Raw genomic sequence first — 23,264 nt, 5'->3', positions numbered from 1 at the left:
TAAAATGTTAATAAATTTTAGATATAGTTAAGGCTTAAAAATTAAAAAGGATAAAAAATGATAAACGTTTTGATGATTGAAGATGATTCTGAGTTTGCTCAACTTTTAGCCGAATATTTGGAAAAATTTAATATTAAAGTAACAAATTATGAAGATCCGTATCTTGGAATAAGCGCTGGAATTAAAAATTTTGATCTTATGATTTTGGATTTGACGCTTCCTGGAATGGATGGTCTTGAAGTTTGTAAAGAAATACGCGAAAAATATGATATTCCTATCATAATAAGCTCTGCTAGAAGTGATGTAAGCGATAAAGTAGTAGGACTTCAAATAGGAGCTGATGATTATTTACCCAAGCCATACGATCCAAAAGAGATGCATGCGCGCATAATGAGCCTGATTCGCCGTTATAAACGCACCGCTCAAAAGGAGGAAAATGTGGTGGTCGATAGCGCTTTTCGCATTGACGAGAAACGCCACGAGATATTTTTTCATGACGCGCCGCTTACTTTAACTCCTGCCGAATATGAAATTTTAGAATATTTAATAAAACAACACAGTTTTTCTGTTTCACGCGAACAGTTGGTTTATCATTGCAAGAGTTTAAAAGATAAAGATTCTAAAAGTCTTGATGTGATAATCGGAAGACTTAGAGCAAAAATAGGCGATAATTCAAAAAATCCGACTCACATTTTTTCAGTTCGAGGAATCGGATATAAACTAATCGGATGAAACACTCTATAATCAGCAAAATAACAATTATTTTTGTTATCGCATTCGCCCTTGTATGCGCGCTTTTTATAACATTTGGAAATATGCAGACCAATAAGGCTTACACAAATATCCGTGCAAATGAAATTAATGCGATAAATTATCTTTTAGGGCTTTATGAAAAAGCTACGCCGCCGAGCGATTTGGAAAAGTATTTTAGAAATTTCGGTTTTCATTTGGTACGGGATAAAAATATAGTCACAAATGTAATAACATCAGGTGAAAAGGAATTTACTCAAAATACGCCTATCGGAATTTTTGAATCGATTAAATATGGCGGTTCGATATATTTGACAATTAAAAACGAAACTTTTTTAATTGTTTTCGAAGGTCTTGGCACGCAAAATTTAAACGATCCGTTGTGGATAGGATTTATACTTACCGTCATTGTGCTTTTTTATCTTTATCTTTCGATGATAAAAAGTTTTTCACCGCTAAAAAAACTTACAAAAAATATCAAAAAATTCGGCGCCGGAAATTTGGATGTGGTGATTATCGATAAAAAACGCGAAGACGAAATAGGTGAACTTGCCGATGAGTTTAATTTGGCGGTTTCTAAAATAAGAGAACTTGTATACTCACGCCAACTATTTTTAAGAACAATTATGCACGAGCTTAAAACTCCGATTGGAAAAGGTCGAATAATCAGTGAAATGATTGATAGTGAAGTGCAAAAAAATCGCCTAATCAGCGTTTTTGAAAGACTTGAAATTTTGATAAATGAATTTGCAAAAATTGAGCAGCTTTTATCTAAAAATTATGCTTTAAAATATCAAGAGTGCCATTTCAGCCTTATTTTAGAGCAGGTTCGAGATATTTTGCTGCTTGATAATTTTGATGAAAAAATTTCAGTTTGTATGAATGAAGACGCTATAATAAATGTTGATTTTCAGCTTTTTACATTGGCTCTTAAAAATCTTATTGACAATGCTTTAAAATACAGCGACGATAAAAAAGTGCGTATAATTTGTGATAATGATAAAATCAGTGTGCAAAATACAGGAAAACCGTTACTTATGAGTTTTGAACATTATAAGCAGGCTTTTGTGCGAAACAATGCCGAAAAAGTAAGCGGAATGGGACTTGGACTTTATATAATAGATAAAATTTGCGCTATGCATAATTTTCACTTCGAGCATAGTTATTGCGCCAATATGCATACTTTTAGTGTGATTTTCGATAAACCTGCGATTTCACAAAAAAATAAAAAAAGCAAAAATGAAAAATAATACAAAATTTGACGAACTTGTGGCTACTTTTGAAAAACTTCCGGGAGTCGGTAAAAAGTCGGCTCTGCGTTATGCTTATCATATAAGTATAAATGATCCTTTTTTAGGACTTAATTTAGCAAATTCTATAGAAAATGCCGTGCGAAATTTAAGACGTTGTGAAGTTTGCGGGGCAATTTGCGAAGATGAAATTTGCGAAGTTTGTTGCGATACTTCAAGAGATCGTGAAAAAATCTGCATTGTAGAAAGTCCGAAAGATATTTTAATTTTTGAAGAAAATGCGATTTTTGACGGGCTTTATTTTGTGCTTGACAGTTCAGGCGACGAAATTATTACCAAACTTCAAAGAATGATTGAATTAAATGGCGTAAAAGAGCTTATTTTCGCGATGACGCCCGGAGTAAATTCCGATATGCTTATGCTTTATGTGGAAGATAAAATTTCAATTCCAAATCTGAAATTCAGTAAAATCGCTCAAGGAATTCCAACAGGTGTAAGCGTGGATAGTATAGATTTTATTTCGCTCAGCAAAGCCTTAAAAGATCGCGTGGGAATTTAGTTTTATTTATAAATTGTAATAAAACGCATATTCTGATTTTTAAAACTGAAAATTATCTAAAATTTTATAAAAAATCGATTTTATGTCATATTATGAAATTTATTTTAATTGTAAAATAAAAATATCCAAAATTTTATCCATTTGAAATTTAACTTCTAAATATAAAGTTTTAAAAGCGACCGATTATATTTTTCAATAAATTTTTTTCATTGCTCTTCAAAATTTGCTGTAATAAAGTGCCTTTGAAACTTATTTTTTTATAATTTTATATAAATTTTTTATTTTTTAAGCATATATATATTATTAAAATTACAAATATATTTTATTTTTAAGGAGTCATCAAATGATGAGCAAATATGCGGAAGATATATTTCGTGAACCTGCCGTGTTACGAAAAAAGCTGGATATGTATCTTAAAACACCGCAAAAAACGATGCTTTATGCAAGAGCGGCTGAAAAATTCTTTTATAGCAGCGGCAAACGCTATATAAAATTTCAAATTACTTGGAGCTGGAGTTGGTGGGGATTTTTTGGAGGTTTTTTCTTTATAGAAAAAATTATATAGAAGCACTCGTGATTTTTATATGTTCAATATTTTTAAGTTGGATACCGTTATTGATTTGGGTAGTTTGCGGAGTATAAAATACTCTGTTTGTATGAATTTTTTAAAATGTCTCGAAATGCAAGATGATGAAATGTTATTAATTCAAGGCGGTACAAACGATTGGGTTATTTATATAGCAATTATATTTATTGTTGCTGTTTTTTCAATTTGTATGTTTGCAGCCTTATAAAAAATTTATTATGATTTTATCTTATTATCCGCTTCTTTTGAAAGTGGATAATAACGATATAAAATAGATATTCTATATAAAATTTTAAAAACATATAAGCCGAAATTCTAAATAAGTATTTTTATGAGCTTTATTTTTTTATACAATTTAAAAAAACTATGCAAAATAAAATTGAATTTTTATGACAATAAAAATAATCGCGAGATAAATCTTTTAAAAAATTATAATTAAATTTTAAGCTTAAATAAAAAAAGGCGCTGCAAATACAGCGCCTTTAAAATTTATAAAATTGCAAAAAACTACTTTTTAAGAGCTTCTTTGGCATATTTTATTCCCAAATCAAATGCTTTTTCGTTTAACGGGCGTGTTTTTTCAGGAACTGTAGATAGCATTTGATCTTTTACTATACCGGCTTCCATACATTTTGTAAATTCCACCGCGATGGCAAGCGCCACTACGCTTTGTGTAATTACGTTTCCTACTTCTTCTTTTGCGATTGTGATGATTGGAATTTCGTAAATTTTGAAATTTTTGCGGTCTTCATCAGTCGGTTTTACAAGATTTGGCTCAATTACGATTGTTCCGCCTTTTTTAACGCCTGATTTAAAAGCGTTGAAACTGACTTGTGCTGTGGCAATCATAAACTCAATTTCACCTTCATTTGCGTAAGGATATAAAATTTCTTTATCATCCAAAACTATATCGACCTTAGTCGGACCGCCTCTGACTTGTGATGTATAAGTAGAAGCTTTTACGCCGTATCCGCCTTTCGCTATTTTTGCAGCAGCTAAAATTTCACCTGCTAAAATAACGCCTTGACCGCCAACGCCTACAAATCTTAGTTGGTTCATTTTATCTCCTCAAAATTTATTTTTGTCTTATTTTGAGCTGCTTCTTTTACTTTCGCGTAAGCTTTTGTATATTCCAAATGCTCGTTATCTTCATGCAAAACGCCGCATGGAAATAGTCCTTTGCGCTCTTCTTCGCTCATTTTGTCGTATTTAATTTTTGTTGTAATACGAGAATTTACCCATTCAAGCATTTTTGTTGCTTCTCCCATTTTATTTTTTCTACCTAAATTTACGTGGCAATTTGAAAAAACATCAAAAAAACTGTATCCGTCGTGTGAAAAGCCTTTTACAAAAAGTTTTTCAAGTCTATCAGGGTTTATCACGCTTTCGCGTCCTACGAATGTAGCTCCTGCTGCAGTTGCCAATTTTGCCGCATCAAAGCTTGGATCTACGTTTCCGTATTGCGCTGTAACAGTCCAAAGACCACGTGGTGTAGTAGGGCTTGTTTGAGAGTTTGTAAGTCCGTAGATAAAATTGTTTATTAAAATGTGATTTATATCAATATTTCTTCTGCAACCGTGAATTGTGTGATTTCCGCCAATTGCAAGACCGTCGCCATCGCCTGTAACTACGATAACATGTTTATCAGGATTTGCCAATTTTATGCCTGTTGCATAAGCTATAGCGCGTCCGTGAGTCGTATGAACTGTATTGCAATTAACATAAGAGCTGAATCTGCCGCTACAGCCGATTCCGCTTACTACGCAAACATCATCCATATTCCAACCCATTTTATCGATTGCTCTAATTACCGCTTTTAAAATCACACCGTCACCACAGCCCCAACACCAAAGTGTAGGCATTTTATTTACACGCAAATATTTATCATAATTGAAAGCCATAATTAAAACTCCTTAACTTTTTCTATAATTTCGGTCGGGCTTATCGGTCTGCCGTTTGCTTTAAGAAGTGTTTTGAAATCATCTCTTAAAGTTACTCTTTGAATTTCGCCTAGATATTGACCTAAATTTAGCTCTGTAACCAAAATTTTCTTAAATTTTCCACCTATCTTTTTTAGCTCTTTTTCAGGGCTCGGCCACAAAGTAATAGGGCGGAAAAGTCCTACTTTTATACCTTCTTCGCGCAATTTTTCAATAGCTGTTTTAACGGATCTGCTTACGCTTCCATATGCAATAATGCAAATTTCGGCATCGTCCAGTTTATACTCTTCGTATTTTACAATCTCATCTTTGTGAGCGTTGATTTTATTAAAAAGCCTTTTTATGCTGTAATCAACTATTTTACCGTCTTCTGTCGGAAAGCCTGTAGGGCCGTGATGAAGTCCTGTTATATGATAGTGATAGCCTGTGAAAAATTTGTTTAAAACGGCAGGTTTATCGGCGTCTGCCTGATAAGGTAGATAATCTTTAGGATCACCGTTAAACTCAGCTCTTTTTTCTGTTTTTAAATCTTTTAGTTCAGGCAATACGGCTTTTGCTTGCATATGACCTAATGTTTCATCTAAAAGCAAGAAAACGGGAGTCATAAATTTCATAGCAAGATTAAAAGCTCTAACAGTTTCACTATAAACTTCCTCTAATGAACCTGGGCATAAAGATATGCTTTGATAATCGCCATGAGTCGGGTTTCTTGATTGTAAAATATCACCTTGTGCAACTCTGGTTGGAAGTCCTGTACTTGGACCGCCGCGCATTACATTTACGATTACAAGCGGAATTTCGGCGATAAAACCAAGACCGATTTGCTCTGATTTTAGTGAAATTCCAGGGCCTGAACTTGCTGTCATAGCTTTTGCGCCGCTCATAGAAGCTCCAAGTGCAACTGAAATTCCTGAAATCTCATCTTCCATTTGTATAAAAGTGCCATTATATTGAGGCAACAATCTACTCATTTCGTGTGCAACTTCGCTTGATGGCGTGATAGGATATCCACCAAAAAAATTGCAACCGCACTCAACGGCAGCTCTTGCTACCAACATATTTCCCGTTGCAATAACTTCTCTCATATTTTTATCCTTTCAATGCCATAAAATTATTTGCTTTGATTTTTTCGGCTCTTTCTTGCGATTCTTTTGAAAGTTTCGCAAATTTAAAGCCTTTTTCCGCTACATAAATTGCAAAATCCGGACAATGTATTTCACAATCCCTACAGCCTATACAAGTAGTAGGATCCAACACTTCTATCATCATACCTTGAATGGCGTTCGGATCTTCTTTCATTGCCAAAGTACCGCTTGGACAATAACTTACACAGATATTGCAAGCTTTACAACGAGATTCATCCACCCAAACGGCAGTGTCTTTCGGTTGATTTATCATACCTTCTCCTTATCCTAAAATTTCTTTAAGTTTTGTTCCTATGTGAGCCGGAGTATCTACTACGTGAACGCCGACCTCGCTTAATGCTTTTTTCTTTCCTGCGGCAGTGCTGCTTTCTCCACTTATAATCGCCCCTGCATGTCCCATTCTTTTACCTTTTGGTGCACTGACTCCTGCGATAAATGCAACAATCGGTTTTGTGATTTTCTCTTTTATCACTTTGCAGGCATCAATTTCAAGGCTTCCTCCGATTTCACCTATTATTACGATAGCTTTAGTATCCGGATCGGCTTCTAAAAGAGGCAAAATTTCGCTGTATGTAAGACCTATAATACTATCTCCGCCAATTCCTACGGCTGTTGAAATTCCATATCCTTCATTTAAAATTTGGTTTGCGCCTTCATAAGTAAGTGTGCCGGATTTTGAAATTAAGCCGATATTTACACTTTTTCTTTTGAAAATCGAGTTTGGCATAATGCCTAATTTGCACTCATCAGAACTTATGATTCCTGGGCAATTCGGACCTATTAATTTCATGCCGCATTTGTTTGCGTAGTTTTTTGCTTCAATCATATCTTTTACAGGCGCATGTTCTGTTATAACAACAGCAAGTTTTATGCCGGCATCGGCTGCTTCTATTACGCTTTCTGCGACAAATTTTGCAGGAACAAAGATTAAGCTTGTATCGGCTCTTGTTGATGCAACCGCCTCTTTTGCTGTATTAAAAACAGGTTTTCCAAGATGCTCTTTGCCACCTTTTCCAGGAACTACGCCGCCAACGATATTTGTGCCGTATGCCATACATAAACCTGAGTGAAAAGTCGCCTCTTTACCTGTAAATCCGTGAACGATAACTCTTGTGTTTTTATGAACTAAAATACTCATTATTTTTCTCCATTTACTAGTTTAACTGCAAGTTTTGCGCCTTCTTCAAGGTCGTGCGCGCTGTATATGTTTTCTATATTCGCTTCTTTTAAAAGTTCAATAGCCTCTTTTGCATTTGTTCCATCAAGTCTAACTACAACAGGAATTTCTACTTTTGTAAGCTTCGTAGCTTCCAAAATTCCTTTTGCGATTCTATCACAGCGAACAATTCCGCCGAAAATATTTACAAAAATAGATTTTACATTTTTGTCGCGCAAAATGATTTCAAATGCTTTTGCAACTGTTTCCGCACTTGCGCCGCCGCCTACATCAAGAAAGTTTGCCGATTTTCCGCCGCAATATGTAATCGTATCCATTGTACCCATTGCGAGTCCTGCACCATTTACCATACAGCCGATATCTCCGTCAAGTTTTACATAGCTGAGACCGTATTGTTTAGCTTCAACTTCGCTTGATTCTTCTTCGTCTAAATCTCTCATAGCTGCGATATTTTCGTGTCTGAAAAGTGCCGCATCGTCAAATCCCATTTTTGCATCAAGCGCAAAAAATTCATCTTCGGCAGTTAAAACCATAGGATTTATCTCTACTAAATTTGCGTCTGTTGCAATGTATAGTTTATAAAGTCCGTTTAAGAATTTATAAAATTTATTATTTAAATCTTTGTCAAAACCTAAGAAATCGCCGACTTCATAAGCATGAAAAGCTTTTAAGCCGATTTGCGGATCTATATTGAGAGTTTTAATTAAATTTTTATCAACCTCTTCAATTCCCATTCCGCCGCTTGCAGAAGCGATAAGGCCGATTTGCTCTTTTGCACGGTTAAATGTAAGGCTTACATAAAATTCTTTTTTTATGTTGCAACCTTGCTCGATATAAATTTTTCTTACAAGTTTGCCTTTTGGACCTGTTTGCTTTGTAACAAGCGTCATACCTAAAATTTGATTAGCGTATTTTTTAACTTCATCCAAATTTTTAGCGATTTTTACACCGCCTCCAAGACCTCTACCGCCTGCGTGAATTTGCGCTTTTACAGCCCAAACATTGCCACCGAGTTTTTTAGCGACTTCAACCGCTTCGTCTGCGCTAAGTGCCAAAGCACCGTTTGAAACATTTATACCAAATTCACGGCAAAGTTCTTTTGCTTGATATTCATGTATATTCATACTTTCCCCTTATTAAGATTTAAAATTTGTCCTTTTATATTTTCCAAGCCTGATTTTGTTTTTTCGCCGTAATCAAACGGCAAAATTTCAGCCACACCGTTTTTATTAAGTCTTACAAATCTGCCGATAGGAATTTCGTTTTCATCCAAAACGCTGCAAATTAAAATTTCATTTTTGTCATTTATAATCGCATCTATCATTTTTACACTGCAAGCTGCAGGCGCAAAAAACGATGAAGTTTTTTGCAAAGCGGTAATTTTTGAGCCTGAGTTTATTGTATTTTCCTTTATCAAACTTAAATTTTGCGGTTTGAATTTTTTGCCGAATTTGTAAATTTCATCTTCTAAAATTTGCATTTCGTCATTATGAGCTCCGACTACGCTTGCTTTTATATCAGTCACATTTACATTTTCACTTTTTGCAATTTCATATCTAAGCCTTGCACTATCAAGTTCGCCTGCCATTGCAATAATTTTTTCCTTTTTGAATCCGCTTGCCTTATAAGCTACAAATGCTAATGTATCCACTGGATTTGTAATTAAAATGATAATTGCTTCAGGTGCATATTTAGCCACATTTTTAGCACAAGAAGAGATTATTTTCGCATTATCGTTTAACAAATCGGCTCTACTTTGCCCGGCTTGTCTGGTTTTACCTGCTGTGATTACCACAATATCGCTATTTTTTAGAAGCGTTTCATCACTTGAACCTGAAATTTCAGTTTTTTTGTTATAAACACTTGCCAAATGCGATAAATCAAGCGCTCTTGCTTTTGCCAAATCACCGAAAATATCAATTAATGCTATTTGACTAATTTCAAAATCTTTGCAAAGTAGCTGAGAAACGATATTTGAGCCGATATTTCCAGCCCCTATGATTGAAATTTTCATCCGTTTATTATCTCATTAAATGTTTTGCTCGGTCTCATAATCAAATTTGCTTTTTCTTCATCAAATTTGTAATAACCTCCAAGATCGGCGCCATTTCCTTGAGCGCTCAAAAACTCATCCATAATCTTTTGTTCGTTTTCGTGAAGTGATTTTGCCGTTTTTTCAAAATCATTTTTAAATTTTGTTTTAGTAAGCTCGTCCGCCCAATACATCGCAAAATAAAAATGGCTTGTGCGGTTATCAGCTTCACCTACGGTTTTTCTAGGTGCTTTATCGTCTTTTAGCCATTTTGCGACGGCTTTATCCAATGTATCAGCTAAAATTTTAATATTCTCACAATTTTTAAACTCACTTAAATATTCCAAACTTACACCAAGTGCTAAAAATTCGCCAAGACTATCCCAGCGTAAATGATTTTCTTTAAAAATCTGAGCTGCGATTTTCGGTGCCGAGCCGCCGGCTCCTGTCTCAAAAAGTCCGCCACCGTTTAACAAAGGAACGATTGAAAGCATTTTAGCGCTTGTTCCAAGCTCTAAAATAGGAAAAAGATCCGTTAAATAATCTCTTAAAACATTTCCGGTAACGCTTATACAATCTTTTCCGCTACGAATGATTTTGACGGACTCTTTTGTCGCCTCAAAAGGCGTCATAAACTTTATGTCAAGTCCGTTTAAATCATAATTTTTAAGCTCATTTTGAGCTATTTTTTTAATATTTGCATCGTGAGCGCGAGCGGGATCCAGCCAAAAAATAGTTTTACTTTTTGTTGTTTTTGCGCGAGATACGGCAAGTTTTACCCAGTTTTTGATAGCGTCAGGTTTTGCTTGTGTCATACGAAAAATATCGCCTTTTCCAACTTTAAATTTAAAAATTTCAGCGCAGTTTTCATCTTTAACTGAAATTTCACCATCTTCATCCATTATAAAAGTTTTATCGTGACTTCCGTATTCTTCGGCTTTTTTCGCCATAAGTCCTACATTTGACACAGAGCCGATTGCAGCGGGATTTAATTCGCCGTTTTCTTTAAGTTCCTTTATTATGCTATCGTAAATCACAGCATAAGATGCATCAGGAATTACCGCAAGAGTTTCTTTTAAATTTCCATTTTTATCCCACATTTTTCCGCTGTTTCTTATCATCGCAGGCATTGAAGCATCTATTATCACATCGCTTGGAACATGTAGATTTGTTATGCCGTTGTCACTGTCAACCATAGATAAATCAGGTCTTTTTTCTAAAATTTCGCTGTATTTTTTCTCTATTTTTTCTTGTACAGAGACGGGTAGGTCTTTTATTCTTGCAAAAAGATCTTTTAAACCGAAATTCTCATTTACGCCTACGCTTTTCAATTCATTTCCGAATTCATCAAAAATTTCTTTAAAAAAGTTTTTTACAAAATACCCGAACATCACAGGATCGCTTATTTTCATCATTGTAGCTTTTAAATGAACGGAATATAAAAGATTATTTTTCTTTGCATAATCAATCGTTTTAAGAATAAACTCATCAAGTTTTTTTGCGCTCATAAATGTCGCATCAACGACTTCGCCTTTTAGGATTTTAAGATTGTCCTTTAAAATTTTTACACCGCTTTTGCCTTTAAATTCTACTTTTAAAGTTAAATTTTTATCCGCAATCATACTTTTTTCGTTACTGTAAAAATCTCCGCCGTTCATATGCATAACTTCTGTTTTTACATTTTTATCCCATTTACCGTTTTTGTGCGGATTTGCTTTTGCATACTCTTTTACCGCTTTTGCGCTTCTGCGGTCTGAATTTCCTTCTCTTAGCACAGGATTTACGGCACTTCCTAAAATTTTTTGGTAGCGCGTGAAAATTTCTTTTTCATTCGCGTTTTTAGGTTCGGCAGGAAATTGGGGCACATCAAAACCTTTTTCTCTCAACTCTTTTATACAGGCTATAAGTTGCGGAATTGAGGCTGAAATATTTGGAAGTTTTATTATATTTGCCGATTTTTCGGCAGTCATTTTTCCTAAAATAGATAAGTAGTCTTTAACTTTTTGATTTTCTTTCAGATTTTCAGGGAAATTCGCTAAAATTCTGCCTGCTAGTGAAATATCCATCGTTTCGATATTTATATTTGCCGATTTTAAAAATCTTTTAATAATAGGTAAAAGCGAAAAAGTCGCCATCGCAGGTGCTTCGTCAGTATAGGTATAGATGATGTCGCTCATCGGATCTCCTTAAAAATTAAATTGTCATAATTATAATCTTTTAGTCTATTAAAAAAAATATGATTTTAAAACTAATCTAACTTCTTAAGATTACTTTTATCAACGTTGTTTGCTTACATTTTTCAGATGTTCGCCATAATTTTTTGAGAAATCATGAAGTCCTGTTTTTTTGTTTCGCATAAAATACAAAAATTCCGTTTTTTCGGGTTTTATTGCAGCTGTTATTGCATTTTTGGATACTACGCAAACGGCATTTTTTGGAAGCCCATCTATTATATAAGTATTAAATCTGCTTTTGTCGTTTAAAATTCGCTCAGGCGTAATTTTGGTATGTGAAAATTCGCCGTAATTCAGCGTTCCGTCCATTTGAAGTTTCATATTTTTCGCCAGACGGTTGTCGATTACTGAGCTTATAAGCGGCATTTCAGCGTTGTTTGCGGCTTCTTTTTGAATTACAGAGGCTTTTATTAAAATTTCGTGCCATTTCGTTTGATTAAAATCACCAAGAAGCTCTCTACTCAGATTTTCGTGAAATTTTTTAGAAACACTCACTAAAGAGTTTATTATCTCTTTTTCGTCTGCATTAAGTGCTACTTTGTATGTTTCAGGAACTAAAAATCCTTCATAAAAAGGCGCAGTAGCGTTAAATTCCTCATTCAATACAATTTCGCTTAAATTCTCTTTTTGCGCCAGTTCGCGAAAAAATATCAAAGTGGTTTCCCCTGGAATCAAAGTTATGCTTTTCATCGCAGGTTTTGCCGTAACAAGCTCATAGAAAAAGTCTATTTTGGTTATATTCTGATCTGTTATCTGTAAAAGTCCGTATTTCAGTTTTCCCATTTTTGATAAAAAAAACGGATCGAAAATATTAAAATCAGGGTATTTTTTCGAAAGCGTTATAATCGCATTTTTTGCCGAACCTTGCGGAATTTCAATGATTTTTTCATTTTGAATTTTTGTGTTTAAATCAAATAAAATCGTTATCATAAAAATCAGACACAACTCAACGGCAAATAGTAAAAAAGAGATAAATTTCATATAATTTTCCGGAATTTTTGATTATTATAATGAAAGTTTTTAAAATTTTGGTTAAAATAAGCCGCAAGGAAGTAAATGTGAATAAAATTTTAAACTTTATATTTAAATTTCTCATTTTTATCGTGGTTTTATTGACAGTTTTTGTGATAACTCTTAAAATCGGCATAAAAGTGGATAATTTTAAAATTTCAAATTTTAATGTCAGCGGTTTTTATATCGGTTTAAATCGAAATTTGGTTTTAAAAATCGAAGATCTTGAAATTCCGATTTCCGTGAAGCATAAAAATGAAAATGTGGAAACCGAACTTTTAAATATAACTAAAAAAATTACTTTAATAAATAAATTTTTTGATGAAATCGACATAAAGAACGTATCTTTAAAAAACCAAAATTTCGCCTTGAAATTCAATCACTCCGTTTTGGATTTTAAATCTCCGCAAATTTCTTTAAAATCATATCTTATACCGGTTGAAAACGGTTTAAAAACTAATGTTGAAAGCTTTGTTTTAAATGATTTTAATCTAAGTTTAACAGGAAACGCGAGTTTAAATTTTAAAGATAAAATTTACAGTTTTGACGGAAATTTTATAAGCAGCGAATTGAATGGAAAACTTCGTTTAACAAGTGATTTAAAAATTCTGAACGTTGAAATTTCGGACGCAAAAGCTAAAAGTATAAAAAATTTTATGGATGAAATCGCTTTAAAAACGGATATGAGCCGAACTACGAAAAATTGGATATACGGAAATATAATTGCCGATAATTATGAAATAAAAAAATTCGTTGCTAAAATAAATTTAAAAAGCGGTGAAATTTTTAAGGATGATTTTCTAGCGGATGGAATTTTGCAAAATGTAAGCGTAAAATTTGATAAAAAATTGCCTGCCGTGATGATAGGCGAGGCAAATGTGAGCTTAAGAAATCAAAGTTTGAAATTCAATATGGAAAATGCAACTTATTTGGATAAAAATCTCACAAACAGCGAAGTTGAGATTTATAAAATTTTTGATGACGATAGCGGAATAAAGATAAATTTGCATACAAGCGCACCGTTTGATGTAAAATTTAATAAAATTCTGGAAGCTTACGATATCCGAAATCCTGCCGTTCAAAGTAGCGGAAAAGCTGAAATAGACGTGCTTTTGGATATTGATTTTACTACTGAAAATGTAAAAGCGTTTGCAAACGCTATTTTTAAAGACAGTAAAATTTCAATAGGCAATGCCGAGTTTAACAGCAAAAGCGGTGAATTTGCACTGAAAGAGAATAAAATTTTTCTTAAAAATTTTAATCTTAATAATGAATTTTTTAATGCGGACATAAACGGTAATATTGATTTTGATACGGATAGCGGGAATTTTGACGCGAATTTTGCAAGCATAAACTTGCCGAATGAAATTTTATCTTTAAAAAATTTTAACGATAAAATTTCGCTTGATTTTAAAGGCAAAAATGTGATTTTAAAATTTAAAAATCTTGGCGCGGATTTTTCGTTCGGAGCGCAAAATTCAATAAATTTAATCAATATTTCGCATTTGATAAAATTTTCTTCACTTTTAAAAGATATCGGTGTAAAAAATTCAAATGTGAAAATTACTACAAAAGATTTTTCGGATTTTGCTATAAATGCCGAAAATACGTATTTTGACAGCATTTTCAGTCAAAACGGTTTATCATATGATACGGCGAATTTTAAAATTTTAATAAAAAACGGCGCATTGGAAGTTAAAAGCGACGATGAAAAAATAAGTTTTACAAAAAATGCCAAAAACTCAATTTTAAGCATAAAAGATTTGGATGTGCATATAAAAGCGAGTGATGATAAAAAGCAGAATTTAAATTTAAATTTTATAGGAGTTAATTCAAAAATTTTTATTGACGATTTGAATAAAACACTGAATTTTAAAAGTTACAGTGGCAAAATTACGCCGCAGTCAAGCGAACTGAACGGAAAATTTGCAAAAGGAACTTTTATGTTTAAAAGAGATAAAGATTTGCAAATATATGCACAAAATTTGGAAAGTAAAGATATAAACGATTTTTTGGGACGGGAAAGTGTTGAAAGAGGGGAATTCAGCTTAAAATTAAAAGGTATGAGTGATAAATTTTACAGAGGCGAAATAGACGCCAAAAATACTTATATAAAAGATTACGTTTATTATCAAAGGCTGCTCTCGCTTATAAATTCCATTCCATCACTTTTAAGCTTAAAAATACCTGATTTTAACTCGAAAGGATTTACAGTCAGCGATGGAAAAGTTTATTTTGAGCGATTGGGAAAGATTGTAAAAATATCAGCCGTAAATTTGCTAGGAAGTAGCGCGGATATCGGCGGAAGCGGCATAATAGATCTTGATAAAGACGATATAAAAGTTGATCTGGAGTTAAAATATTTAAAGGACGCGAGCGATTTTATAAGTAAAATTCCTTTGATAAATCAGATTTTTTTGGGCGAAGATCGCAAAATCAGCACGATTATCGAAATCAGAGGCAGTATAAATGAGCCGAAATTTGAAACCAAAATCGCGCAGGATATAATTTCTACGCCGTTAAATTTGATAAAAAATACTCTAATGCTTCCATTTGTGATTTTCGAATAAGGATAAAAAATGAAATACAAATTGGATTTTAAGGATAATTTCTCAGAATCATTTCTTTTTTGGATAAGAAAATTTGTAAAATTCAAGTTCAGCTCGCTTTCAAACAAAGAGGTTAAAAATCCGCAAACTTTTGCACAAATAAATCTTTTGCTTGAAAATGATATGAACCCCGATGAGCTTAAAAAAATCACAAAAAATGCGCGAAATATCGGACTGACCGGAATAAACACATATATTCAGCCGCTTTTAAAATTTTATAATGCCGTCGTAAAATATAATTTAAAAAGCATTTCTCAAATTGACGAAGAGCTTGTCAGTGAAATTTTAGCTGTAATTACCGGCGGGCTCAGTGATGCAACCAAAAAAAACTACCGCGTTGTGATGATAAATTTTTTCGGTTTTTTGGATTCTCAAAATGAGGAAAACGGCAAATCGCATAATTTCGGCGTTACACTTAAAAACTGGGGCGGAATTAGCGGACAAAAAGGTGTAAAATTGCCTGAATTTTTAAGCGAAGATGAACTTAAAATTTTCCTGGAAGCGGTTGAAAAAGCGGATTTCGGAAAAAATACAAATCGTAATATGCTTGCCGTAAAAATTATAATTTATACAGGAATCAGGGTCGGCGAGGCTATAAATTTGAAATTTAAAGATATAAGTGAAGAAAATGGAATTTATATTTTAAGAATTCGCGGCAAAGGCAACAAATATCGTGTCGTGATGATAAAAAAACACCTCATCGAAAAACACATCGAAGCGCTTAGCATAAATTATCTTAATGAAGACGGATATTTACTTGTAAATGCCAAAGGAAAACCGCTAACTCAGGCATATATAAGTAGGATAGTAGAAAAAATTTTAATAAGCGCAGGAATCAGAAAAGAAAAAAACGGAGCTCATATGCTTCGCCATACATTTGCGACGATGCTTTACAAAAAGCAAAAAGATCTCGTTTTGGTTCAGGAAGCCTTAGGACACGCAAGCCTTGATACAAGTCGCATTTACACGCATTTTGACAGTCAAAAACTGCGCCTGGCGGCAAAAGTAGCGGAAGATTTCGCCGAATGATTCAAAAATTGAAAGTATTTTAGTAATTATTTTACATATTTTTTTAAGCAAAAAATATGTAATATCTATTTGCAAATTTAAAAATATTTTAAAGGATATAAAATGAAAAGAATTTTAATTTTTCTTACGGCTCTATTTTTTGTAGGTTGTGCAAGTTCGCAGCCTAAAATTCCTATTGCTGATGCGTATAAATTTGACAAAATTGAATACAATCATATTCAAGCACACAATCCGACTAAATTTACATACCAATCAAAAGAGAGTGTGGAAGCAAAGTATAATGAAGGTTTAAAGTCTTTACTTAAAAAAGAAAATTTGTTGAATCAAAGCTCTAAAGATGAACTTAAAATCAGCGTATGGCACAGAAGAATGTTCGGTGGAGAGGCTACGCCGTTTCCAAGCGATAGAATAGGTGGAATATTTGTATCATATGAGATTAAAATCATAAGAGACGGTCAAATTTTAAGAGATTATGCATTGAATGAATCTATGTATGATCCTGGATTTTTCGGTAATTTAAAAACAATTGTCGGACAAAACAAAGATGATAGTTATGAAAACAGTGCTATAGACGCATTTGTGAGAGATATTATAAAAACATTAGAAGAACTTAAATAAAATATATTTAAAAATATCACATATTTTTATTAAACATCGTTTTAGTAAGATTTTCGTTAAAAATTAACGAAAATCCGCTATATAAAATTTTTAGCTTAGATACGGCTTTTTGTCTTGCAATCAGGCACTTTTTACATATTCCGTAAAATATCAACATAGTGCTTATCAAATTTCCTTTATGTATGTTACAGTAAAATTTACTTACAAAATTTTATATATCCGCTTCCTTTATTAAAATTCAGATACATTACAATTAATATGAAAATCATTTATGGCGGCAAATTTTTATTTATCTTAGCTCTTTGAATTTTTTATATTTAGCACTTAATTTAAAATTTTGTAAAGAGATTGAATTGTTGAAAACTTTTTAGAAATTTGAAATTTAAATGAAATTTCAGTTGATTTTTGTTTTTAATTTGTAATCAAATGCTTGTAAAATCCGATGTAATTCAGTGAATTTTAGGAGAATTTTATGGGAAAAGTAACAAAACTTGACCTGTTTTTCGGAGGGCTTTTAGTCGGTTTTAGCATATATTTTGTGATTTGGGGATTTGGCTTTATTCAAGGTGGAAACAAAACAATATTTATTTTATCGGCACTTTTCGGTATTTTCATGGCGTTTAATATCGGCGGAAACGATGTTGCGAATTCGTTTGGAACCAGTGTCGGCGCCAAAACTCTTTCTCTTCGTCAAGCACTTTGTGTTGCTGCAATTTTTGAAGTTAGCGGCGCAGTTTTAGCAGGAGCTGATGTTACCGAAACGATAAAAAGCGGAATTATTGATTTAAACGGAATTAATTTGAGTCCGTTTGATTTTATTTTTATAATGATGAGTTCACTTATTTCAGCTGGACTTTGGATACTTTTCGCCACTAAAAAAGGACTCCCTGTTTCCACTACTCACGCAATTATCGGTGGAATTGTAGGGGCCGGTATGACGCTTGGCGTGATTTTAAATAATCCTGAAATTACACCTGCTTCACTTGTAAAATGGAGCAAGATCTGGGAAATTGTGCTTTCTTGGATTACTTCGCCATTGCTTGGAGGAATCGTTTCTTTTTTAGTATACGGCGCGATTAAAAAATATATACTTGATTATAACGAAAAAGCTCAAAAGAAAATAAATGAACTGAAAGTCGAGAAAAAAGCATATAAAAAAGCCTATAAACTTAAATTTGAAAAATTAAGCGAAAATGAAAAAATCAATATCAATCAAACAATGCTTCAAGATTTTGATTTGATTAGTCAAAATGATAATTATGATGCAAATGAGATTGAAAGCGAATATTACAAGAAAATGAATGAAATTTCAAAAAAACAGGATGAACTTAAAACGCACAAGGCTCTTGAAAATTGGGTTCCGGCAGTTGCTGCGCTTGGTTCTATTGTAATTGCTTCAATGTTGCTTTTTAAAGGTCTTAAAAATTTACATCTCGGTCTTAGCACGCTCCAAACAGGACTAAGTGTAGCGATGTGTGGTGCTGTCATTTGGATGGCGACATATATCTTGGCAAAAACGCTTAGAAGCAAAGATTTATCCAAATCTACATTTTTAATGTTCAGTTGGCTTCAAGTTTTTACGGCATCAGGTTTTGCATTTTCTCATGGTTCAAACGATATTGCAAATGCAGTCGGTCCGTTCGCTGCGATTATAGATGTGCTTGCCACTGGTGAAATCAATGCTAAAGCCGCTGTTGAAATACCTATAATGGTAACTTTTGGTGTTGCTTTAATAGTAGGGCTTTGGTTTGTCGGAAAAGAAGTAATTGCCACAGTCGGAACAAATTTAACCAAAATTCACCCGGCAAGCGGTTTTTCTGCCGAACTTTCAGCTGCAAGTGTGGTAATGTTGGCTTCTGTGCTTGGAATTCCTGTCAGCTCAACTCACATTTTAATCGGTGCGATTTTAGGTATCGGGGTAGTAAATAAAAATGCTAATTGGGGACTTATGAAACCTATTTTGCTTGCATGGATTATAACTATTCCTGCAGCTGCCGTTTTAAGCTCTGTCGGATTTATGATTTTCAGAAATCTGTTTTAAAAATAAAATATGTAAAATTTGTCGGTTTTGCATAAAATTTCTGCGTAAATTTTGATTGAAGATATTTAGACTTTAATTTATTTAATCTTTAAAGCTGCTTTTGCTGTGGATTTTGACAAGACACTTGATGGCTGTTTGGTTAAAAGTGATGAAAAGAGTGCTTAAATTTTACTTCTTATTTGAAACAACAATGCGATAAAGGAAATCAGGCAAAATGTTTTTATTTGCTGATATGCTTCAAAGATGTCTTTGAATCTAAAAGGATATCGTTAAAAGCGTTTAAAATATTTGACGTAGAATTTGATAACAATGCAAGCGAAGAGTTGCTATGAGGTATTAGCTTATTATTTAGATGGGAAACGTTGAAATTTAGAGTTTAGTCTATAAATTCGTTTTACCGTAAAAAATTAAATCAGTGAAATTAAAATTTGTGTTTTAAAAAAAAACAGCTTCTTAAAAATATATTTTTTTTATCTACGCGAAATAAAATTTTATTATAAATTTCCGTGATAAAAGAATTTGCAAAGTCTATTATAAAAATGAAATCGCCGTATAATGAGTTCTTAATTTTGCAAAGTAATGCGGATTTTAGATACATTGTCATAAAAAAATTCGTCAAAAAATATTCAAATTGCAGTGACACAATTTCTAAATAAAACGTTCTAAACAGAATTTTTTACAAAGATGTTTAAAATGGCGGGTAAAATCATCGCGCTAAATTATAATATTAAAAATTTTTCCGTCGCGTAAAATTATCAAAATAGTTAAAATTTTTAAATTTAGCCTTAAAATAGTAGTTTACGCCTAAAATTTTATGCTTAAATATTATGGCTTTTGTGATTTTTAAAATAAAATTCGCTGCGCGATATTAAAAGATTTATTAAGATAGAAAATACGATTAAGTTGCATAAAATCTAAAAATCAGACTTTAATAAAAAAATGTAATTGTGTAAGATCAAATAAAAAAGTTTGCGCTGAATTTAGCGCAAACTGTTAAATAAAATTTTTAGCTTTTAAGCGATTTATGACTTCTTGTGCCGTAAAATCAAGCACTTCTTCGGCATCGCCACCAAATCCGCCCATTCCCATTGTAGCGTTTATGTCAAATTCGCCTACAATGTTTTGATTTTTGTTGTAAAGCTTTATATTTGTGCTACTTGTTGCAGCGCCCGCTCCAAAACCGATTAAATAGCGAACCGCTCTGTTTCCTTCATCAAATTTTAATAAATTACAATTGATTGATAAATCGTTTGTAGCTGGAATTTTTTCTTTTTTTAAGAGTTCGTTTATTTTGGTTTCCAATTTCTTATTTATCTCGTTGTCATCACATTTTGCTGTGGCACCGAGATATTTTTGATTTTGTTGCGGCAAATTTTCATTGTATATTTTGGTACCGCAACCGCTAATGGCGAATATCAGTAAAAAAATAATATATTTTTTCATCATGACTGTTTTTAGAATTTATAGTTATATCCTGCATATATTTCATATACGGTATTATCTATATCGTCAATATATTCAAAGTCTTTGTAAGTAGACCACTTTGTTTTAAAACCGAACTTAACTTCATTGTGCTCGTCAATTTCAGCCAAACCGCCGACTCTTGCACCGATAAGAAAGCCGACACTGGTTTCGTCTACTTTTACGTAATAATCGTCATAAGTAGCTTCGCCGTTAAAATCCAAAATTCCAAGACCGCCGTAAGCGCCAAGAAGGAATTTGAAATTTTCATTTATTGCAGGTGTCCAGTCTGTGCCTAGTGTGATTGCGTGTTTTGTCCATTCGACTTTGTCTTCGTCTTCATTTACTTTAGCTTTAAAATCATAATCATAACCGCCTTTTATGCCAAGTGTAGGTATGCTGTGATCTTTTACATCGCCGTAATCGCTTGAAAATTTAGAAGTAAAGCCATAGCTTGCTTCAACGCCCATAAAAGCGCTTTCTGCCAAAGCAACACTGCAAAGCACTGAGCTTGCAATCAAAATACCAGATAAAATTTTCATTTTATACTCCTTAAAAATAAATTAGAATCGCATTATATATATATATATAAATTAAAGCTTAAAATTTTTGGATTTTATTTTTTTTATTACAAGAAAATTAGGAATTTATTAAAAATGGATTTAAATTTAGTTTTTCTACCGATTTGAAATTTGATTTTTTGTGAAAAATACTATTTTTTAAGCGTGAAATTTTAGATGATTTTATCTAAAATTTCAGCTTTTGTAAGTTTCAGTCGATAAATCTTTTTGTGAGTTTGTCGTATGCGTCTATTCTGCGATCTCGTAAAAATGGCCACCATGCGCGGACATTTTCGCATCTTCGCATATCAAGTTCAACTACTTTTGCAATTTCATCCGTGCTGTTTGCTCTAAAAATTTGCTCGCCTTGCGCGCCGAAAACAAAGCTGTTTCCCCAAAAACGAATTCCGTTTGAAATTTTGCTAGCGTTTTTTTTGTCATTTGATTTTTTGCAAATTTTGTCTAAATTTTCGCATGAAATTTCGTCATTTTCATTTAAAATTTCATCCGAAATTTCGCCGTTGAAGTTATCTTCTTTTATGATATCGCTAATCTTCTCAGCTTCAAATCCTACACGATTTACGGCAATTACAGGAAGCGCGTTAGCTACAGCATGTCCTCTTTGAACTGCAACCCAAGCTTCAAGTTGGCGTGATTTTTCAGCTTCATCATCGCCGTCAAACCAACCGATTGCAGTTGGATAAATAAGAATTTCAGCGCCTTTCAAAGCCATCAGGCGCGCAGCTTCTGGATACCATTGATCCCAACAAACCAAAACTCCAAGTCTTCCGACACTGGTATTTATCGGCTCAAATCCTAAGTCTCCAGGTGTAAAATAGAATTTTTCATAAAAGTTAGGATCATCAGGAATATGCATTTTGCGGTATTTTCCAGCTATTTCTCCGTTATTTTCAAAAACAATCGCCGTATTATGAAAAAGTCCCGGTGCGCGTTTTTCAAAAAGTGAAGTTACAAGCACTATGCCAAATTTTTTAGCCGTTTCTCCCCAAAATTTCAGACTTTCATTAAAATTTTCAGCCAAAGCGAAATTTTCAACGCGCTCGCTTTGACAAAAATAAGCCCATTCGTGAAGTTCTTGCAAAATGACAAGTTTAGCACCGTCTTTTGCTACTTTTTCTATCATTTCCACGCTTTTTTGGCGACATTTTAAGACACTGCCCGCAAATTTTTGAGAAACAAGAGCGATTTTTAGATTTTTCATTTTTAACCCTTTAAAATTTTTGAAAAATTATAACGTATTATTTTGAATCGTTCGCCTGAAAATGTTCAAAGACACAACATTAAACCGAAGCAAACATTATTATTTTGAATCATCAGTCGGATCGAAATGCAAATCTATTTGCCAAGTGTAAAAATTATATTTTTCTTTCAAAAAATTTTCGATTTCATCGCCAATGTCGTGAGCTTTTTTTAGAGAAATGTCAGAATTAAATACCAAATGCGCGCTGAAAAAACATGTATCGCCGCTCTTTCTGGTTCTAAAATTATGAAAATCTGAAATTTCGGGCGTTTTTGCAATTTTATTTTTTATATCATTTACTATTTCATTTTCAAGTGCGCCGTCAAGCAAAACGTAAATGCCGTCTTTTATGAGTTTTACAGCTGAAAAAATAATATAAACGCTAATCAAAATTCCTACAATACAGTCAATTATGACAAGATTTGTAATTTTGATCAAAATAAGTGTGATAATTATGCCGATATTTGTGAAAAGATCAGTTTTATAGTGCAAAATATCGGCTTTAATAACAAGAGAATTTGCGAGTTTAAACTGCTTTGTTAAAAACAAAACCAAGAAAAAAGTAACAATCGTAGAAAAAAGCATAACCCAAAAAGCTATGCCAAAATCGATAGAATGGTCATTTGCAGCTATTTTTTTAATTGATGAGAAAAAAATAAAACAGCCAATCCCCGCGATAAAAAGACCGTCGCAACTTGCCATCAAAGCTTCCAGTTTGCCGAAACCATAATTAAACTGCTTTGTTGCTTCGCTGTCGGATTTTTTAATCGCAAGGAAATTAAAAAAAGAGATCATACAATCCATAATAGAATCAATCGCTGAGCTTATAACCGCCACAGAACCGCTGATAAGCCCTGCTGCAAGTTTGACGCCGCCAAGACAAAAAGCCGTAATTCCTGCAATTTTAGGTGCATTTAATTTACTTTGCATAGTAAAAAAGACCTTCTTTATTATCAAAATATTTTGTATTTTGATAATATAGCTAAAATTTTTTAAATTTC

21 protein-coding genes are annotated in these 23,264 nt (G+C 33.1%); 8 read left to right on the top strand and 13 right to left on the bottom strand.

Features of this window, described 5'->3' with window-relative positions; translation table 11 throughout:
• Nucleotides 1–57 precede the first annotated feature (57 nt).
• The 4 genes from CHAB381_RS05360 to CHAB381_RS05345 all read left to right on the top strand — a co-directional run bounded on the left by CHAB381_RS05360 (nucleotide 58) and on the right by CHAB381_RS05345 (nucleotide 3,124).
• Nucleotides 58–732: a response regulator transcription factor gene (locus tag CHAB381_RS05360; RefSeq protein WP_012109002.1), complete on the top strand. Its 675-nt coding sequence runs from the start codon at nucleotides 58–60 to the stop codon at nucleotides 730–732.
• Nucleotides 729–2,000 (top strand): ArsS family sensor histidine kinase, encoded by a 1,272-nt coding sequence (locus tag CHAB381_RS05355; RefSeq protein WP_012109001.1) that lies wholly within the window; start codon nucleotides 729–731, stop codon nucleotides 1,998–2,000. The genes CHAB381_RS05360 and CHAB381_RS05355 overlap by 4 nt, the downstream gene beginning before the upstream one ends.
• Nucleotides 1,990–2,559 (top strand): recombination mediator RecR, encoded by a 570-nt coding sequence (gene recR / locus CHAB381_RS05350; protein WP_012109000.1) that lies wholly within the window; start codon nucleotides 1,990–1,992, stop codon nucleotides 2,557–2,559. The genes CHAB381_RS05355 and recR overlap by 11 nt, the downstream gene beginning before the upstream one ends.
• A 343-nt stretch (nucleotides 2,560–2,902) precedes the next feature.
• Nucleotides 2,903–3,124 (top strand): hypothetical protein, encoded by a 222-nt coding sequence (locus CHAB381_RS05345; RefSeq protein ID WP_012108999.1) that lies wholly within the window; start codon nucleotides 2,903–2,905, stop codon nucleotides 3,122–3,124.
• A gap of 528 nt (nucleotides 3,125–3,652) precedes the next feature.
• On the opposite strand, the gene CHAB381_RS05340 is transcribed toward CHAB381_RS05345, so the two are convergent.
• From CHAB381_RS05340 to mltG, 9 genes are all read right to left on the bottom strand, one after another.
• Nucleotides 3,653–4,204, bottom strand: a complete 552-nt coding sequence (locus CHAB381_RS05340) for a 2-oxoacid:acceptor oxidoreductase family protein (protein WP_012108997.1) — start codon at nucleotides 4,202–4,204, stop codon at nucleotides 3,653–3,655.
• Nucleotides 4,201–5,046: a 2-oxoglutarate ferredoxin oxidoreductase subunit beta gene (locus CHAB381_RS05335; RefSeq protein ID WP_012108996.1), complete on the bottom strand. Its 846-nt coding sequence runs from the start codon at nucleotides 5,044–5,046 to the stop codon at nucleotides 4,201–4,203. The genes CHAB381_RS05340 and CHAB381_RS05335 overlap by 4 nt, the downstream gene beginning before the upstream one ends.
• 2 nt (nucleotides 5,047–5,048) lie before the next feature.
• Nucleotides 5,049–6,170 carry a 2-oxoglutarate synthase subunit alpha gene (locus CHAB381_RS05330; RefSeq protein ID WP_012108995.1) on the bottom strand — a complete coding sequence of 374 codons (1,122 nt, stop codon included), beginning with the start codon at nucleotides 6,168–6,170 and terminating at the stop codon, nucleotides 5,049–5,051.
• 4 nt (nucleotides 6,171–6,174) lie between these two features.
• Nucleotides 6,175–6,483: a 4Fe-4S dicluster domain-containing protein gene (locus CHAB381_RS05325; protein WP_012108994.1), complete on the bottom strand. Its 309-nt coding sequence runs from the start codon at nucleotides 6,481–6,483 to the stop codon at nucleotides 6,175–6,177.
• A gap of 9 nt (nucleotides 6,484–6,492) precedes the next feature.
• Complete coding sequence (gene sucD, locus CHAB381_RS05320; RefSeq protein WP_012108993.1) at nucleotides 6,493–7,368, bottom strand: succinate--CoA ligase subunit alpha; 876 nt, start codon at nucleotides 7,366–7,368, stop codon at nucleotides 6,493–6,495.
• Complete coding sequence (gene sucC, locus CHAB381_RS05315; RefSeq protein WP_012108992.1) at nucleotides 7,368–8,531, bottom strand: ADP-forming succinate--CoA ligase subunit beta; 1,164 nt, start codon at nucleotides 8,529–8,531, stop codon at nucleotides 7,368–7,370. The genes sucD and sucC overlap by 1 nt, the downstream gene beginning before the upstream one ends.
• On the bottom strand, nucleotides 8,528–9,421 hold the full coding sequence (locus CHAB381_RS05310) for a lactate/malate family dehydrogenase (protein WP_012108991.1): 894 nt from the start codon (nucleotides 9,419–9,421) through the stop codon (nucleotides 8,528–8,530). The genes sucC and CHAB381_RS05310 overlap by 4 nt, the downstream gene beginning before the upstream one ends.
• Entirely contained in the window at nucleotides 9,418–11,616 is a 2,199-nt protein-coding gene (locus CHAB381_RS05305; RefSeq protein ID WP_012108990.1) for an NADP-dependent isocitrate dehydrogenase, read from the bottom strand. The genes CHAB381_RS05310 and CHAB381_RS05305 overlap by 4 nt, the downstream gene beginning before the upstream one ends.
• A gap of 99 nt (nucleotides 11,617–11,715) precedes the next feature.
• Nucleotides 11,716–12,654 (bottom strand): endolytic transglycosylase MltG, encoded by a 939-nt coding sequence (mltG, locus tag CHAB381_RS05300; protein WP_012108989.1) that lies wholly within the window; start codon nucleotides 12,652–12,654, stop codon nucleotides 11,716–11,718.
• Nucleotides 12,655–12,731: 77 nt separating this feature from the next.
• On the opposite strand from mltG, the gene CHAB381_RS05295 reads away from it, so the two are divergent.
• From CHAB381_RS05295 to CHAB381_RS05280, 4 genes are all read left to right on the top strand, one after another.
• A complete protein-coding gene (locus CHAB381_RS05295; protein WP_041570497.1) occupies nucleotides 12,732–15,254 on the top strand; it encodes a YhdP family protein in 2,523 nt (840 codons plus the stop codon).
• Nucleotides 15,255–15,263: 9 nt separating this feature from the next.
• Nucleotides 15,264–16,322, top strand: coding sequence for a tyrosine-type recombinase/integrase (locus CHAB381_RS05290; protein WP_012108987.1), 1,059 nt, complete (start codon nucleotides 15,264–15,266; stop codon nucleotides 16,320–16,322).
• 102 nt (nucleotides 16,323–16,424) lie between these two features.
• Entirely contained in the window at nucleotides 16,425–16,940 is a 516-nt protein-coding gene (locus CHAB381_RS05285; protein ID WP_012108986.1) for a hypothetical protein, read from the top strand.
• Nucleotides 16,941–17,412: 472 nt separating this feature from the next.
• A complete protein-coding gene (locus tag CHAB381_RS05280; RefSeq protein ID WP_012108984.1) occupies nucleotides 17,413–18,981 on the top strand; it encodes an inorganic phosphate transporter in 1,569 nt (522 codons plus the stop codon).
• 993 nt (nucleotides 18,982–19,974) lie between these two features.
• On the opposite strand, the gene CHAB381_RS05270 is transcribed toward CHAB381_RS05280, so the two are convergent.
• The 4 genes from CHAB381_RS05270 to CHAB381_RS05255 all read right to left on the bottom strand — a co-directional run bounded on the left by CHAB381_RS05270 (nucleotide 19,975) and on the right by CHAB381_RS05255 (nucleotide 23,193).
• On the bottom strand, nucleotides 19,975–20,424 hold the full coding sequence (locus tag CHAB381_RS05270; protein ID WP_012108981.1) for a DUF4410 domain-containing protein: 450 nt from the start codon (nucleotides 20,422–20,424) through the stop codon (nucleotides 19,975–19,977).
• Between the two features lie 11 nt (nucleotides 20,425–20,435).
• Nucleotides 20,436–20,984, bottom strand: coding sequence for a porin family protein (locus CHAB381_RS05265; RefSeq protein ID WP_012108980.1), 549 nt, complete (start codon nucleotides 20,982–20,984; stop codon nucleotides 20,436–20,438).
• Nucleotides 20,985–21,213: 229 nt separating this feature from the next.
• Nucleotides 21,214–22,224 carry a carbon-nitrogen hydrolase gene (locus tag CHAB381_RS05260; RefSeq protein WP_012108979.1) on the bottom strand — a complete coding sequence of 337 codons (1,011 nt, stop codon included), beginning with the start codon at nucleotides 22,222–22,224 and terminating at the stop codon, nucleotides 21,214–21,216.
• Between the two features lie 99 nt (nucleotides 22,225–22,323).
• Entirely contained in the window at nucleotides 22,324–23,193 is an 870-nt protein-coding gene (locus tag CHAB381_RS05255) for a cation diffusion facilitator family transporter (RefSeq protein WP_012108978.1), read from the bottom strand.
• Nucleotides 23,194–23,264 lie beyond the last annotated feature (71 nt).

The organism is Campylobacter hominis ATCC BAA-381 (assembly GCF_000017585.1).
GTDB classification, from domain to species: domain Bacteria; phylum Campylobacterota; class Campylobacteria; order Campylobacterales; family Campylobacteraceae; genus Campylobacter_B; species Campylobacter_B hominis.
The sequence above is the reverse complement of the archived record's forward strand: the minus strand, read 5'-3'. Positions and strand labels throughout refer to the sequence as shown.